Annotated in this window: 15 protein-coding genes; 10 read left to right on the top strand and 5 right to left on the bottom strand. The window is 68.4% G+C overall.

Annotated features, from left to right (window positions below; translation table 11 throughout):
• Nucleotides 1–14 precede the first annotated feature (14 nt).
• The 4 genes from Q333_RS0103545 to Q333_RS0103530 are packed head-to-tail and all read left to right on the top strand — an operon-like array spanning nt 15 to nt 3,311.
• On the top strand, nt 15–611 hold the full coding sequence (locus tag Q333_RS0103545) for a CvpA family protein (protein WP_029415371.1): 597 nt from the start codon (nt 15–17) through the stop codon (nt 609–611).
• A gap of 29 nt (nt 612–640) precedes the next feature.
• A complete protein-coding gene (purF, locus tag Q333_RS0103540) occupies nt 641–2,155 on the top strand; it encodes an amidophosphoribosyltransferase (RefSeq protein WP_051651094.1) in 1,515 nt (504 codons plus the stop codon).
• 7 nt (nt 2,156–2,162) lie between these two features.
• Nucleotides 2,163–2,513 carry a VOC family protein gene (locus Q333_RS0103535; RefSeq protein WP_029415369.1) on the top strand — a complete coding sequence of 117 codons (351 nt, stop codon included), beginning with the start codon at nt 2,163–2,165 and terminating at the stop codon, nt 2,511–2,513.
• Between the two features lie 39 nt (nt 2,514–2,552).
• The gene (locus Q333_RS0103530) at nt 2,553–3,311 is read left to right on the top strand and encodes an SDR family NAD(P)-dependent oxidoreductase (protein WP_029415368.1); all 759 of its coding nucleotides are present in this window, start codon (nt 2,553–2,555) and stop codon (nt 3,309–3,311) included.
• Between the two features lie 41 nt (nt 3,312–3,352).
• On the opposite strand, the gene dksA is transcribed toward Q333_RS0103530, so the two are convergent.
• Together dksA and Q333_RS0103520 are read right to left on the bottom strand one after the other, a co-directional pair.
• Nucleotides 3,353–3,718 (bottom strand): RNA polymerase-binding protein DksA, encoded by a 366-nt coding sequence (gene dksA / locus Q333_RS0103525; RefSeq protein WP_245591469.1) that lies wholly within the window; start codon nt 3,716–3,718, stop codon nt 3,353–3,355.
• A gap of 250 nt (nt 3,719–3,968) precedes the next feature.
• Nucleotides 3,969–4,397, bottom strand: a complete 429-nt coding sequence (locus tag Q333_RS0103520) for a flagellar assembly protein FliX (protein WP_029415366.1) — start codon at nt 4,395–4,397, stop codon at nt 3,969–3,971.
• Nucleotides 4,398–4,579: 182 nt separating this feature from the next.
• On the opposite strand from Q333_RS0103520, the gene Q333_RS0103515 reads away from it, so the two are divergent.
• From Q333_RS0103515 to uvrA, 5 genes are all read left to right on the top strand, one after another.
• Nucleotides 4,580–5,686 (top strand): flagellar basal body P-ring protein FlgI, encoded by a 1,107-nt coding sequence (locus tag Q333_RS0103515; protein ID WP_029415365.1) that lies wholly within the window; start codon nt 4,580–4,582, stop codon nt 5,684–5,686.
• Complete coding sequence (locus Q333_RS0103510; protein WP_029415364.1) at nt 5,686–6,003, top strand: rod-binding protein; 318 nt, start codon at nt 5,686–5,688, stop codon at nt 6,001–6,003. Before Q333_RS0103515 ends, Q333_RS0103510 begins: the two co-directional genes overlap by 1 nt.
• Nucleotides 6,000–6,440: a hypothetical protein gene (locus Q333_RS0103505; protein ID WP_029415363.1), complete on the top strand. Its 441-nt coding sequence runs from the start codon at nt 6,000–6,002 to the stop codon at nt 6,438–6,440. The genes Q333_RS0103510 and Q333_RS0103505 overlap by 4 nt, the downstream gene beginning before the upstream one ends.
• A gap of 60 nt (nt 6,441–6,500) precedes the next feature.
• A complete protein-coding gene (locus tag Q333_RS0103500) occupies nt 6,501–8,096 on the top strand; it encodes an EAL domain-containing protein (protein WP_029415362.1) in 1,596 nt (531 codons plus the stop codon).
• Nucleotides 8,097–8,235: 139 nt separating this feature from the next.
• Complete coding sequence (uvrA, locus tag Q333_RS0103495; RefSeq protein WP_029415361.1) at nt 8,236–11,169, top strand: excinuclease ABC subunit UvrA; 2,934 nt, start codon at nt 8,236–8,238, stop codon at nt 11,167–11,169.
• Nucleotides 11,170–11,335: 166 nt separating this feature from the next.
• Here the strand turns inward: uvrA and Q333_RS0103490 are convergent, their stop codons facing one another.
• From Q333_RS0103490 to Q333_RS0103480, 3 genes are read right to left on the bottom strand one after another with little or no spacing between them, the layout of a single operon-like run.
• Nucleotides 11,336–12,229 carry a hypothetical protein gene (locus Q333_RS0103490; protein WP_029415360.1) on the bottom strand — a complete coding sequence of 298 codons (894 nt, stop codon included), beginning with the start codon at nt 12,227–12,229 and terminating at the stop codon, nt 11,336–11,338.
• A 29-nt stretch (nt 12,230–12,258) separates the two neighbouring features.
• Nucleotides 12,259–13,233: a hypothetical protein gene (locus Q333_RS0103485; RefSeq protein WP_029415359.1), complete on the bottom strand. Its 975-nt coding sequence runs from the start codon at nt 13,231–13,233 to the stop codon at nt 12,259–12,261.
• Entirely contained in the window at nt 13,230–14,039 is an 810-nt protein-coding gene (locus Q333_RS0103480; RefSeq protein WP_029415358.1) for a hypothetical protein, read from the bottom strand. The genes Q333_RS0103485 and Q333_RS0103480 overlap by 4 nt, the downstream gene beginning before the upstream one ends.
• A 98-nt stretch (nt 14,040–14,137) precedes the next feature.
• Between Q333_RS0103480 and trmFO the strand changes: the two genes are divergently transcribed.
• On the top strand, nt 14,138–15,523 hold the full coding sequence (gene trmFO, locus Q333_RS0103475) for a methylenetetrahydrofolate--tRNA-(uracil(54)-C(5))-methyltransferase (FADH(2)-oxidizing) TrmFO (RefSeq protein WP_029415357.1): 1,386 nt from the start codon (nt 14,138–14,140) through the stop codon (nt 15,521–15,523).
• The last annotated feature ends 1 nt before the right edge of the window (nt 15,524 follow it).

Below are 15,524 nucleotides of genomic sequence, written 5' to 3'. Positions count from 1 at the left end.
GCAGCCGCTGACGCATGACCGGGTTCGACGCCTTCGCCTTGCTCGTGATCCTCGCCTCGGCCGCGGCCGGCTGGGTGCGCGGCGGCACGCGCGAAATCATCACCCTGCTCAGCTTCGTGCTGGCGGCCTTCATCGCCCTGGTCGCCCTGCCCCTAACCGCGCCCTTGGGTCGCGCCCTGATCGATCCGGACTGGGCGGGCTCCATCTTCGCCGCGATCGGATCGTTCCTGCTGATCTATTTCGGCATCCGCATCTTCGGCTCGATCCTGTCCAAGAAGGCCCAGGCCCATCCGACGCTGGGCGGCGTCGACCGCTTCCTCGGCATCCTGGTCGGTACGGGTCGCGCCCTGGTGCTGCTGGGGGCGATCCACCTCGTCATCGTCGCCGCCCTGCCGGGAGAGCGCACGCCAAACTGGCTGTCGGAAGCCGCGCTTCGGCCCATCAGCGCCGGAGCCGCCCGCGCCATCCAGATCATCCTGCCCGGCATCGGCCGGGGCGCCGACGCCATCAGCCCCGTGGTGGATTCGTCCGTCCGCAGAGGCTTTTCCAACGATCCCGCCTTGCCTCCGGAGCCATCCGAGCCTACCTCGCCGCCTGCCGCCGCCGAATAGAGTTCTCGCCTGTCATCGGAGCCCCCACGATGATCAAGCTCGACCACGCCATCGCCGCCCCCGTCGTGCACCGCGAGCACCATCGCGACGCCGACGACGATCGACCGCGTCTGGAATGCGGCGTCTGCGGCGTCTGGGGCGCGCCCAATGACGAAGCCTCCTCCATCGTCGCGCTCGGCCTGCACGCGCTCCAGCACAGGGGCCAGGAGGCCTGCGGCATCGCCTCGGTGAAGGCGGCCCGTTTCCACACCGAGCGCCACATGGGCCATGTCGGAGAGGCCTTCGGCGGCTCGGACCTGCCGACCCGCATGCCCGGACCGGCGGCCGTGGGCCACACCCGCTACTCCACCGCCGGTGGGTCGTTCCTGCGCAACATCCAGCCGATGTTCGCCGACCTTGACCAGGGCGGCATCGCCATCGCCCACAACGGCAACCTGACCAACTTCCACTTCCTGCGGAACCAGCTGGTCGGCGAGGGCTCGATCTTCCAGTCGACCTCGGATAGCGAGGTCATCCTCCACCTGATCGCCCGCAGCCGGAAGGCGAAGATCGTCGACCGCTTCATCGATGCGCTGGCCCGCATCGAAGGCGGCTACGCCCTGGTCGCCCAGACCCGCACCAAGATGATCGGCGCGCGCGACCCGCTGGGCATCCGGCCGCTGGTGCTGGGCCAGCTCGGCGACGCCTGGATCTTCGCGTCCGAGACCTGCGCGCTCGACACCATCGGCGCCACCTTCGTGCGCGACGTCGAGCACGGCGAGGTCGTGGTGATCGACCACGAGGGCGTCCGCTCGATCAAGCCCTTCCCGGCCCGCGCCGCCCGCCCCTGCCTGTTCGAGTATGTCTACTTCTCCCGTCCCGACAGCGTCGTGAACGGCCGCTCGGTCTATGGCGTCAGGAAGCGCATGGGTCAGGGCCTGGCCCAGGAGCACGCCGTCGAGGCCGACGTCGTCGTGCCTGTCCCGGACTCAGGCGTCCCGGCCGCCCTCGGCTACGCCCAGGAGAGCGGCATTCCCTACGAGATGGGCATCATCCGCAGCCACTATCTGGGCCGCACCTTCATCCAGCCCAGCCAGGGCGCCCGCCAGAAGGGCGTGGCCATGAAGCACAGCCCCAACCGCTCGGTGATCGAGGGCAAGCGCGTCGTCCTGATCGACGACTCCATCGTGCGGGGCACCACCTCGGTGAAGCTGGTCCGCGCCGTCCGCGCGGCGGGGGCCAAGGAAGTCCACCTGCGCTCGGCCAGCCCCCCGATCCTGTGGCCCGACTTCTACGGCATCGACATGCCCGAGCGCGACCAGCTGATCGCGGCCAACAAGTCGATGGAGGAGATGCGCGAGTATCTCGAGGTCGACAGCCTGGGCTTCCTCTCGGTCGAGGGCCTATACCGCGCCATGGGCGAGGAGCGCCGCGACCCCGCCAGCCCCCAGTTCACCGACCACTACTTCACCGGCGACTACCCCACCCGCCTGCTCGACCGCGAGATCGAGGAGGGCGGCCGGGACCTGACCAACAAGCAACTTTCCCTGCTGGTCAGCGCTTAAGCCGCTGATGCAAACGCAACTCGGCTACTTCACCCTTGAAACCCTCGACATCGCCAAGGCGAGAGCCTTCTACGGCGCGCTCTTCGGCTGGACCTTTGACGCCGAGGCCTCGAAGTCGACCTACGCCCACGTCGCGGGCTCCAGTCCGGCCTTCGGCTTCACCAAGGTCGAGCGCACCGGCGGCCATCCCAACCTCTACTTCCAGGTCGCCGACATCGACGCCGTCTGCGCCAAGGTGACCGAGCTCGGCGGCCGGGCCGCCATGCCGTCGGACAGCCCGTCGGGCCGCTCGGCCACCGTCCACGACGACCAGGGCGTCGCCTTCAGCCTGTGGCAGTCCGCGCCCGGTTACGTCTGACCGCATGGCGAAGCGGAACGGCACGCGCTATCAGGCGCCATGACCGACGACGCCCTCCCCCTCGATGACCGCATCGCGCTGGTGACCGGCGCCTCGCGCGGCATCGGCTATCAGAGCGCCTTGGCGCTTGCGCTCGCCGGCGCCCACGTCGTCGCCACGGGCCGCACGCAAGGCGCTCTGGAGGAGCTGGACGACGCTGTGTATGCCGCCACCGGCCGCCACGCCACGTTAGTGCCCTTCGACCTCGTGGATGGGGGCGGCATCGACCGGCTTGGCGGGGCCATCTTCGGCCGCTTCGGCAAGCTCGACATCTGGGTCCACGCCGCCGCTACGCTGGGCGCGCAGGGCCTGACGCCGGTCAGCCACATCGACCCGCGCGGCTTCGCCAAGATCGAGAAGACCAACTTCACCGCCACCTACCGGCTGATCCGCTCGCTGGAGCCTCTGCTGCGCCAGTCCGACGCCGCCCGCGTCATCCACCTGACCAGCAGCCTGGCGCGAGAACCCAAGGCCTTTTGGGGCCTCTACGCCGCGACCAAGGCGGGGGCGGAGGCCATGATGCTGTCCTGGGCCGACGAGATCGAGAACACCTCCATCCGCATCGCCGTGCTCGATCCGGGACGCATGCGCACCCAGATGCGCGCCCAGGCCTTCCCCGGCGAAGACCCAGAGACCCTGACGCACCCTTCGGAGATCGGCCCGCTCATCGTCGAGCTGGCGCGCGGTGACCGCACGCCGCCTCAGCGCGTCTCGTTCAAGGAGTGGAAGGCGGCATTGCCGCCTGAGGCGCTGATCTAGCCAAGAGGTTCACACAGCGAGCACAGCGAAGGCGCTCCGCCTCAATCGTCCCGATGCACGCGCTCGCGGCGCTCGTGCCGCTCCTGGGCCTCGACCGACAGGGTCGCGGTCGGGCGGGCTTCCAGACGACCCAGGCCGATCGGCTCGCCGGTGTCCTCACAGTAGCCGTAGGATCCGTCCTCGATCCGGCGCAGCGCGTCGTCGATCTTGGAGATCAGCTTGCGCTGCCGGTCCCGCGTCCGCAGTTCCAGCGCCCGGTCCGATTCCGAGGAGGCCCGGTCCACAAGGTCCGGGTGGTTCTCGGTCTCGGCCTTCAGATTGACGACGGTGCCCTTGGATTCGCGAAGGATCTCGTCCTTCCACGCCAGCAGCTTGGATTTGAAGTAGGCCAGCTGCCGTTCGCTCATGAACGGCTCGTCCTCGGTGGGCCGGTAGCCACCCGGTTCGTCCGATGGGACCGAAGCTAAAGCGGTCGTCGCACTCACACTTAAGAACAACGCCCCCCGTGGCGTTAGGCGGCGTATAGGCATGTCCGAGATTCCCGGCAACACGGTTCTCGTTTCCGTGATCACGGCGACGCTTTGGTTGGGTCGTCGGCGTGACATTTCTTCATCACCCGGCGCGTCGATCCGGGGATAGTTCCGGAAAACCCGGCGCTTATGCTGCGTTGCGGCGAACCTCGGCCTTGGCCAGCTCGACGGCGGCGCGGAGGTCGATCTGATCCAGCAAACCGGTCAGGGCCGGATCGGGATCTTCCGGCCGTTCCTCGCGCAGCGACCGCGACAACCGCTCCAGCGACGCCTCCCCGCTCTCGCCCGCCAGCAGGGCCAGCTTGAGTTCGTCGAGCCGGTCGAGCAACCCGCCACCCCGACGCACCGCCCGCCGGCGCCGCTCGGTCGGGCTCTCGACGCCCTGGAGCGCCATCAGGGCGGAGACATCGGAAAGGCCCGACGTTGTCGATGCCGCCTGGGCTGGCGCGGCCGAACCCGCCCCACTCCCCTGGGACACGGCGAACCCGCCCGTCGTCGTCCGCGCCGGACGACCGGGAGCGGCCGGACCGGGACCGTAAGGGCCGGTAATCTTCATCGCGGGGCGCTCCGAGGCATGACCGCACCATCCACGCGTGACCGTCACCGTTTGGTTAACGCCCCGGCAGGATTTGCCCACACGCCGAGACTTCCGCATCCCAATGCGTTGTCATTCCTAGTGATTTCATCCGGCACGTCTCCTGCATCACGCCCAGAGAACGCGTTGTCGAAAGACCGTCCATGCAGAAGTTGCTCACCGCCCTGCTCGCCCCGCTGGCCGCATCGCTGGTTCTCGCAGGTCCGGCGATGGCCCAGTCCCGCATCAAGGACATCGCCTCCATCGAGGGTGTCCGCTCCAACCAGTTGGTCGGCTACGGCCTCGTCGTCGGCCTGAACGGCACGGGCGACAGCCTTCGCAACTGTCCCTTCACCCGCCAGTCGCTGGAGGGCATGACCGAGCGGTTGGGCGTCAACATCCGCGGCACCAACGCCAACTCCAAGAACCTGGCCGCCGTCATGGTCACGGCCGAGCTGCCCCCCTTCGCCACGCCGGGCGCCCGCATCGACGTCTCGGTCTCAAGCCTGTGCGACGCCAAGAGCCTCTTGGGCGGCACGCTTCTGGTCACGAGCCTGCAAGGCGCCGACAGCCAGGTCTATGCCGTCGGCCAGGGCTCCATCCAGACCGGCGCGGTCTCCGGCGCGGGCGGCTCGGGCTCCTCGGTGACGCGCGGCGTACCCACGTCGGGCCGCATCGCCTCGGGCGCCACGGTCGAGCGCGAGACCGGCTTCAACCTCGACAGCATGCCGGAAATCCGTCTGACGCTGCGCAATCCGGACTTCACCACGGCCCAGCGCATCGCCGCAGCGATCAACGCTACCTTCCCGGCCACGGCGCTGGCCGAAAACGGCTCGGTCGTGACCCTGCGGCCCCCTCCCGCTCTGGGCATGGCCGCCTTCATCAGCCGCGTCGAGAACATGCCGGTCGCCGTCGACACGCCGGCCCGCGTCATCATCGACGAGGTCAACGGCGTCATCGTCATGGGCGAGAACGTCCGCATCTCCACCGTCGCGATCGCGCAAGGCAATCTGACCATCTCGGTCCAGGAAAGCCCCCAGGTCAGCCAGCCCGCCCCTTTCAGCCAGGGCGAAACCGTCGTCGTCCCCCAGTCCGACGTGACCGTCGAAGAGGAGCTCGGCCGCGAGATCCGGCTGGTGAACGGTTCGACCTCGCTGTCGACGCTGGTGGAGGGCCTGAACGCGCTGGGCGTCTCGCCCCGCGACATGATCTCCATCCTCCAGGCCATCAAGGCGGCGGGCGCGCTCCAAGCCGACATAGAGGTGATCTGATGAACGACCTCGCCGTCTCTCCCGCCCTGCTCCAGACCGCGCCGACGGCTCCCTCCGGCCCCGAGGCGCGGCGCATGCGCGAGACCGCCGAGCAGTTCGAGGCGTCCTTCCTGTCCCAGATGCTGAAACCCATGTTCGAGGGCCTGGACACCAACGGCCTGTTCGGCGGGGGCGAGGCCGAAGCGACCTGGCGCGGCTTCCTGGTCGACGCCATGGCCCAGCAGACCGTGCGCGCGGGCGGCATCGGCCTGGCCGACACCGTCATGGCCGAGATGATCCGCATGCAGTCCGAACAGACCGCCGGAGCCGCCGCATGACCGCCGACCCGACCACCGCCACCGCCTATCTGCGTCGCCTGACCGAGCTCACCGACCGGCTGACCGCGCGGCTGGAGAAGGAGACCGACGCCTTCGCCTCGCGTCGGCCTCAGGAGGTCGCCGCTGGTCTCGCCGAGACCCAGGAGCTCGCCAACGCCTATCGCCGCGAGACCGCCCAGGTGAAGGCCAACCCCGGCCTGATTGCCTCCGCCCCTTCCGCCGAACGCACCGCCCTGATCCGAGCCACCGAGGCGTTTGAGGCCGCACTCGCCATCCACGCCCGCACCGTCGAGGCCGCCCGCAGCGTCTCGGAAGGCCTCGTCCGCGCCATCGCCCAGGAGGTCGCCAGCGCTCGCGCGCTCGGCACCGGCTACGGCGCCTCGGGGCAGGCCTACGCCGGCGACAGCCGCGCCGTCACCCTCAATCGCACCGCCTGATAGCGGGCGTTAACCGCGCCTCTGCGGCGAAGATTAAGAGTTCGGTGGCAGGGTAGACCCATGCTTACGCGCACCCGTCTGCTCGGCCTCGCTTTTGCCTCGGCCGACCTGCTCATCGAACTGAACGAGCAGGGCACCGTGGTCTTCGCTCTGGGCTCGGGTCCGCACGCCGATCTGCCCAGCGAAGCGATCATGGGCCATGGCCTGCCCGACCTGCTGAACGCCGGGTCAGCAGAGGCGCTGCGCAATGCCCTTGCTGACCTTTCCCCCGGTCGCCGGACAACGCCGCTGGAAGTGCACATTCTCTGCGGCGAGCACCGTGTGCGTCGCGCGACCGCGCGGCTATTCCAGTTGCCGGATCTCGCCCCAAACATCTCCTGCGCCATCCATTATGAAGGGGCGGCTTATCGCCTGACCAGCATCGGCTCGGCGCCCGTTCTGACACCGGTGGCTTTTCTGGAGCGGGCCCATCGGGTCCTGACCGACGCCGACGACGCTCGCCCGCTGGCGGTCACCTTCGTGGACGTCGATGGGTTGGAAGCTGCCGCTGCCTCTGGTGAGGTCGGTGAACGCCTGGTCGCCCGTGTCGAGGCCGCCATCCAGTCCGCCTCGCTGGATGGCGCAAGCGCCGGGAGGCTGGGTGCCGAACGATTCGCCCTGATCAAGGACCGCATCGACCAGACCGATCTGATCGGTGAGGTCCGGGAACTTGGCCGCAGCGAGGGAATCGAACTGTCGCCTCGCGCCGCGGAGGCCGCGATCGAGCACGGCGGCGAACCCCTCAATGCCCTCCGCGCTCTGCGCTTCGCGGTTGAAGGGTGTCTCGCCAACGGCGGGCTTCAGAACCCCGAGATGAGCTTCCAGTCGTCTCTCGCGCGCACGCTGCGCGACGCCGACGCCTTTCGGGCCGTCGTGCGCAGCCGGGACTTTGAGCTTCACTACCAGCCCATCGTCACGCTCGGCACCGGTGCCGTTCATCATTTCGAGGCGTTGGCTCGCTTCAAGAGCCCCGGCGGCCCGGCTGACACCATTCGCATGGCCGAGGAACTGGCCCTTATCGACGGCTTCGACCTCGCCGTCGCCGAAAAGGCTCTGGGTCACCTTCGTCGGCCAGGCGCTGGCCTGATGAAGTTCGCTGTCAATGTTTCCGGCGCCTCGCTCGCCGACGATCGCTACGTCGAGGCCCTGCTGCGCATGACCGCCTCCCGCCCCGAGGATCGCAAACGCCTGATGGTCGAGGTGACCGAGTCCGCCGCCATGGCCGAACTCGACGCCGCCAACCGTCGCCTCGGCGCGCTCAGGGCCGCCGGGATCAAGGTCTGCATCGACGACTTCGGAGCGGGTGCCGCCTCCTACGACTATCTGCGCGCGCTCTCGGTCGATGCGGTCAAGATCGACGGCCGCTTCGTCCAGAACCTGGACGATGATCCTCGCAGTCAGACCATGATCGCCCACCTCGTCGGCATGTGCGCCGACCTCAAGGTCGAGACCATCGCCGAGATGATCGAGACCCAGGCCATCGCCGACATCCTGCTCAACCTCGGCGTCGACCACGGCCAGGGCTGGCTGTTCGGCAAGGCCGAGGCCGAACCCCGCACCAACCTTGCCCCCCCCGAGCCCGCGCGGCGCCGCGGCGAGGTCGTCGGCTGGGCCTGAGCTCGCCACCCTGCTGACAGAGCGTGGCAACATGGCCTTGATGTTCCCACATTGTTCTTGCTGAATCGTCAGTCTCGATCCCCATATAGCGATGTTGCTCCGGACACCGCGTCCGGTCCTTCCGCGTTCTCCGGACAGCATGACCGAAAAGCACAACTTCATCCGCGTGCGCGGCGCGCGCGAGCACAATCTCAAGGGCGTGGACGTCGACATCCCGCGCGAGAAGCTGGTGGTCATGACCGGCCTGTCGGGCTCGGGCAAATCCTCGCTCGCCTTCGACACCATCTACGCCGAGGGCCAGCGCCGCTATGTGGAATCCCTGAGCGCCTACGCCCGCCAGTTCCTGGAGCTGATGGGCAAGCCGGACGTCGACCTGATCGAGGGCCTGTCGCCGGCCATCTCCATCGAACAGAAGACGACGTCCAAGAACCCCCGCTCGACCGTCGGCACGGTCACCGAGATCCACGACTACATGCGCCTGCTGTGGGCGCGGGTGGGCGTGCCCTATTCGCCCGCCACCGGCCTGCCGATCGAGAGCCAGACCATCAGCCAGATGGTCGACAAGCTGTCGGCCCTCCCCGACGGCGAACGCATCCTGCTGCTCGCCCCCGTCGTCCGGGGCCGCAAGGGCGAGTACAGGAAGGAGATCGCCGAGTGGCAGCGGCTGGGCTTCCAGCGGCTCAAGATCGACGGCCAGTTCTACGCCATCGAGGATGCGCCGGCGCTCGACAAGAAGTTCAAGCACGACATCGACATCGTCGTGGACCGCCTCGTCACCAAGGCGGGGCTGGAGAGCCGCTACGCCGACAGCCTGCAGACCGCGCTCAACCTCGCCGACGGCATCGCCACGGCGGAGTGGGCCTCCGCGCCGGAGGGCGAGGAGCCGCGCCGCATCGTCTTCTCCGAGAAGTTCGCCTGCCCGGTCTCCGGCTTCACCATCAGCGAGATCGAGCCCCGGCTGTTCAGCTTCAACAACCCCTTCGGCGCCTGCCCGACCTGCGACGGCCTGGGGCTGAAGCTGACGTTCGACGCCGATCTGGTCATCCCCGATCGCGACAAGACCCTGCACAAGGGCGCCGTCGCCCCCTGGTCGCGTGGTCCGTCGCCCCTTTACACCCAGACGCTGCAGGCGCTGGCGCTCCACTACGGCTTCTCGATGGACAAGCCCTGGCGCGACCTGCCGGAGAAGGCCCACGAGGTCATCCTGCACGGCACGGGGTCGGAGAAGATCAAGTTCGTCTATGACGACAACGCCCGGAAGTACGAGGTCTCCAAGCCCTTCGAGGGCGTCATTCCCAACCTCGATCGTCGCTGGCGCGAGACCGACAGCGCCTGGGTGCGCGAAGAACTGGGCCGCTTCCAGTCCGAGACCCCTTGCGAGGCCTGCGGCGGCAAGCGCCTGAAGCCCGAGGCCCTGGCCGTCAAGGTCGGGGGCGAGGACATCGCCGATATCTCCAACCTGTCGATCTCCAAGGCCTACCTCTGGTTCTCGACGCTGGAGGACAGTCTGACCGAAAAGCAGATGGAGATCGCCCGGCGCATCCTGAAGGAGATCACCGACCGCCTGCGCTTCCTGAACAACGTGGGCCTGGACTACCTCAACCTGTCGCGCAGTTCGGGCACCCTGTCCGGCGGCGAGAGCCAGCGCATCCGCCTGGCTTCGCAGATTGGCTCGGGCCTGACCGGCGTCCTCTATGTGCTGGACGAGCCCTCCATCGGCCTGCACCAGCGCGACAACACCCGCCTGCTGGAATCCCTGTCCGGTCTGCGCGACCTCGGCAACACCGTGCTCGTGGTCGAGCACGACGAGGAGGCCATCCTGACGGCCGACTACGTCATCGACATGGGCCCGGCCGCCGGCGTCCATGGCGGCGAGATCTGCGCCGAAGGCACGCCCCAGCAGGTCATGGCCAACCCGCGCTCCCTGACCGGCAAATACCTGACCGGCGAGCGCGAGATCGAACTGCCACCGGACGGCCGCCGCCCTGTCAACCGCAAGAAGATGCTGAAGGTCTCCGGCGCCACCGGCAACAACCTCAAGGACGTCACGGGCGAAATCCCGGTCGGCCTGTTCACCTGCATCACCGGGGTGTCTGGCGGCGGCAAGTCGACGTTCACGATCGAGACCCTGTACAAGGCCGCCGCGCGTCGCCTGAACAACGCGTCGGACGCCCCCGCTCCGTTCGACCGCATCGAGGGGCTGGAGCATTTCGACAAGGTCATCGATATCGACCAGTCGCCCATCGGCCGCACGCCCCGATCGAACCCCGCCACCTACACCGGCGCGTTTGGCCCCATCCGCGACTGGTACGCCGGCCTGCCGGAATCCAAGGCGCGCGGCTACGGCCCCGGCCGCTTCTCGTTCAATGTGAAGGGCGGGCGCTGCGAGGCCTGCCAGGGCGACGGCGTCATCAAGATCGAGATGCACTTCCTGCCCGACGTCTACGTCACTTGCGACGTCTGCAAGGGCAAGCGCTACAACCGCGAGACGCTGGAGATCGTGTTCAAGGGCAAGTCGATCTCCGACGTGCTGGACATGACGGTGGAGGAGGCCGCGCGCTTCTTCTCGGCCGTGCCCTCCATCCGCGACAAGATGAAGACGCTGGAGCGCGTCGGCCTCGGCTACGTCCAGGTCGGCCAGTCGGCCACCACCCTGTCCGGCGGCGAGGCACAGCGCGTCAAGCTCAGCAAGGAGCTGTCCAAGCGCGCCACCGGCAAGACCCTCTACATCCTCGACGAACCCACCACCGGCCTGCACTTCGAGGACACGAGGAAGCTGCTGGAGGTGCTCCAGGAACTGGTCGAGACCGGCAACACCATCGTCGTCATCGAGCACAACCTGGATGTCATCAAGGTCGCCGATTGGCTGATCGACTTCGGCCCCGAAGGCGGCGACGGCGGCGGCGAGATCGTCGCCGTGGGCACGCCCGAACAGGTCGCGGAGAACAAGGCCAGCTGGACCGGCAAGTACCTCAAGGAGGTCCTGGACCGCCACGAGCAGCGCCGCCGCGCCCGGGTCGCGGCTCTGCCGGAGGCGAAGCCGAAGACGGCGCGCAAGAAGGTCAGCGCCTGAGCCGCAGGCATCGACGTTCCGAGTGAGGCTTTGTTATCATCCCGGCCGAAGCGCAGCGGAGAGCCGGGACAGCCGCTTCGCGTCTTCCGGGAGGTTCGGTCATCAGCGCTCTCGTCCCGGATAATCGATCACGCGATTTCCGGGATGACAATGGAGACGGCAGGGCTCATCCCTCGTGCGGCAACCCCTTGATGTCCCGATAAGCCGCCGAGAACGGCGCGTAGATCACCGCCAACTGCAACGCCGAGAAGATCGCCTGAACCACGCCCCAGGCCAGCAGCCCCGGCCCCGCTGCCTGAATGATCTGCGCGGTCGACATGCCGTCCATGGGCGCCAGCTGCTCCAGCCCGCCGCCGGTCATCATCATGACCGGCAGGGAGATGATGGTCCCCAGCAGGCTGACCAGCATCGACATGATGAAGGCGATCACCGCCATGCCGAGGATCGGCAGGACCTTGCCCCTGGTCACGGCGAAGGACGCGAAGGGCGTGATCCGCTTCTCGGCAACGGTGATCGGCACCGCCAGACTCAACCGGATGGCGAGCCAGCACAGCAGGACGAGCGCGCCCAGCCCCAGCAGCACCCCGGTCAGGACGCCCGCGCCCTGGTTGCCCTGCGCCACCAGGCCGGTCGCGAAGGCCACGACCATGAAGACCACGAAGGAGCCCACGCCCATCACGATCCCGAGGATTATGTTCACCGCCATCACCCGCAGCTCGTCGCCGCCAAGCCGCAGATAGCCGAACGCCTTCTGCGACGGGAACAGCACGCCCCGCGCCACGCCGGCGCTCAGCACCGCGCCCACGATCAGCCCCATCGGCAGGGCGAAACCCAGCAGGGTCGCATAGCTGGCGCCCAGCGCCTGCAGGTCGGCGATATCGGGCTCTCCGCCCTGCAGCGCCTCGGCCTGGGCGATGATCGTGGCCATCTGCCCGCCTACAAGCGCGAAGAAGGCGACGAAGAAGATCACGTATGCCAGACCCCAGAACAGGATCGCCAGCGGGTTCCGCCGCACGATGCGAAAGCCCTCGAACGCGGCCTCGGTGGCTGAAAAGCTCATGGCGAATCCTCTCCCTGCTGTCGGCGACCCTAGGCGTTCGCCGTCTCGACGTCAGCCCCGGCGGGCTCGGGCCGCTGGACCAGGCCTTCCGCCGCCACCGCGAACGGCGCGGTCCACAGCGCCTGCGAGAAGCCGCTGATCCAGGCCAGGATCGGCAGCAGCAGCGCGCCGATGCCCAGTATGGGCCAGGGATTCTCCAGCTGCGCCAGGATCCACGCCTCGACCGCGGCATCGTCCCAGGACCCCGGATCGCCGAACTGCGCCAGCCCGGCTCCCAGCGCCACGGCCGCGATCAGGATGAGCACGAAGAAGACCAGGCCAATCAAGATGGTCACGGCGAAAAGCGTCAGTATCAGCAGGAACAGCTTGCCCGTCTGACCGCGTCCCGCCTTCCATCCCTCATCGAAGGCGAGCGTCTTCAGGATCACGGCGGCCGGCGCGATCAGCGAAAGCCGTCCCCAGATGACCAGGGTGGCGAACAGGCCGAGCAGCCCGATCCCCACCGCCGTCAACGCCGACCATGTCATCTCGCCGCCGGAGGCCCCCGCCGCAATACCGAAACCCGCGATCAGAACCCCCAGCACGATCCAGACGATCACCGTGCCGACGACGATGGCGATGCCGATCACCGCCACATGGAACTCGTCCCGGCTGAACCTCAGGAAGGCTGCGCCGTCCCTGCGCCTTCCCGCCATCGCCGCCCGGATCACCGCTGTGGTGACCAGCAGCGTCGCCAGCAGGCCGAGGATGTTCGACAGCCCGCTCCAAGCCTGGAACTCCATGTACTGGCCAAAGCTCTCGAAGTCGCTCGGCCCGCCCTCAGCGGCCAGCACGGCCGCGTCGCCTGTCTGCATGGCCTCGGCGAACAGAGGCGCGAACGCCGCGAACGCCACGACCGACGGGATGAGCAGCACCAGGCCCCACGCCAACGTCGACAGTGGCTTGCCGAACGCCAGCCGGAACGGCGCGGCGACCGCTTCCCCGATGGAAAATCCGCGTCTCATGCCGGGCCCTCCTGCGGCGACCAGTACTCGAGCTGTCGATAGGCCGCGCCCAGGAACGCCATCGTCAGTGGCAGCTGCACCCCGACCAGCCCCACGACCCATGCCACCGTCGCCGATGTCCCCGTCAGCACTCCGCCCCCGATCAGGGCAATCAGCGCGATCTTGGGCAGGCTGGTCACCACCAGCCCCGCCATCAACTGCCAGAAGCTGCCGTAGGCGATGCCCATGCTGTTGAGCGACACCATCTGCCGACGCCCCAGCGTCGCATGCGCAAACAGCGACAGCCGGACCGCCAGCACCAGGGGAATGATCAGAGCCCCGGCTACCACGACCCCGACCACCGCCAGCCGCCACGGCGCCCCGACCGCCGCCCAGTCCCGCGTCTGGATCGCCTCGACGTTCAGCTCCGCCCCGCCGGCGATGGCCAGCACGATCACGCCCAGCACCGACACGATCATGGCCAGGAAGATCAGGCACAGGAGCGCCGCCCCGATCAGCCTCAGCTCGGGCCATTTGAACTGAAGTCCCCCAGGCCCCAGCCCGAGATCGCGCGCGGCCCTCAGGCTCGGCGTGATCGACAGCCGCGCCAGCGCCCCGACCGCCACGACGCCCAGCACCACCGCAGCGCCCGTCGCCCCAGCGACCGCGCCGCCCAAGGCATCCACGAGCACCGGGGCCAGACACGCCGCCGCCAGCAGGATCAGCGCCCCCGCCGCCCCGGCCCACAGACGCGGAAACGCCGCCCCCGCGTCGCCCAGCGCCCGCGTCAGCTTCAGCCTACGGCTTCCGACATCCCTGTGGCTCATCAAGCCCCCTCTTTGAGCACGGCCGTCCTTATAGCCGTGCGACGCCTTCGCCGACAGACTTCGGCTGACGAACCGGCCGCGCGTGGCTAGAAAGCCGCATGTCTTCCTTCCCCCCTCCCATTCACGTCGTCGGCGGCGGCCTCGCCGGCTCCGAGGCCGCCTGGCAGATCGCCCAGGCCGGCGTCCCCGTCATCCTGCACGAGATGCGTCGACCCGGCGTGACGACCGACGCCCACCACACCGACGGCCTCGCGGAACTCGTCTGCTCCAACTCCTTCCGCTCCGACGACTGGGAGTACAACGCCGTCGGTCTGCTCCACGCCGAGATGCGGGCGCTCGATTCCATCATCATGGCCTGCGGCGACGCCCATCAGGTGCCTGCAGGCGGCGCGCTGGCCGTCGACCGGGAGGGTTTCTCCAACGCCGTGACCCAGCGCCTTCATGCCCACCCGCTCGTCACCGTGGTGCGCGAGGAGATCGCGGGCCTGCCGCCCGCCGACTGGGACAGCGTCATCGTCGCCACCGGCCCCCTGACCTCGCCCGCGCTCGCCGACGCCATCCTCGATCTGACCGGGGAGGAGAGCCTCAGCTTCTTCGACGCCATCGCCCCCATCGTTCACGCTGACTCCATCGACTTCGATATCGCCTGGCGTCAGTCGCGCTACGACAAGGAAGGCCCGGGCGGCGACGCCGCCGCCTACGTCAACTGCCCGATGGACAAGGCCACCTACGACGCCTTCATCGACGCCTTGCTGTCCGGCCCCAAGGCCGAGTTCAAAGAGTGGGAGAATGTCCCCTATTTCGACGGCTGCCTGCCCATCGAGGTCATGGCCGAGCGCGGCCGCGAGACCCTGCGCCACGGCCCCATGAAGCCCGTGGGTCTGACCAACCCCCGCGACCCGACGGTCAAGCCCCACGCCATCGTCCAGCTGCGTCAGGACAATGCGCTCGGCACCCTGTTCAACATGGTGGGCTTCCAGACCAAGTTGAAGCACGGCGCCCAGGCCGAGGTCTTCCGCATGATCCCGGGCCTCCAGAACGCCCAGTTCGCCCGCCTAGGCGGTCTTCATCGAAATACATACCTGAACAGTCCCAAGCTCTTGGATCGTCAACTGCGCCTGAAACCTCAACCCCGCCTGCGCTTCGCCGGCCAGGTCACAGGCGTGGAGGGCTACGTCGAAAGCGCCGCCACCGGCCTGCTCGCCGGCCGCCTCGCCGCCGCCGAGCGGCTGGGCCAGCCGCTGGAGGCCCCGCCCGCGCACACCGCCATTGGCGCGCTGGTCGAGCACATCACCGGCGGCCACCTCGAGGGCGCGAAGTTTTCCCCAATGAACGTCAACTATGGACTGCTGCCCCCGCTGGAGGCGCCGCGGGTCGACGCCGAGGGCAATCGCATCCCGCCCAAAGACCGCGGCCGGGCCAAGAAGCGGCTGATGAGCGTCCGCGCCATCGAGGGCCTCACCGCCTGGCGCGACGCCGCCTGAC

The sequence above is a fragment of the Brevundimonas bacteroides DSM 4726 genome, assembly GCF_000701445.1.
GTDB lineage: Bacteria > Pseudomonadota > Alphaproteobacteria > Caulobacterales > Caulobacteraceae > Brevundimonas > Brevundimonas bacteroides.
This window is presented reverse-complemented; position numbering and strand designations above follow the sequence as displayed.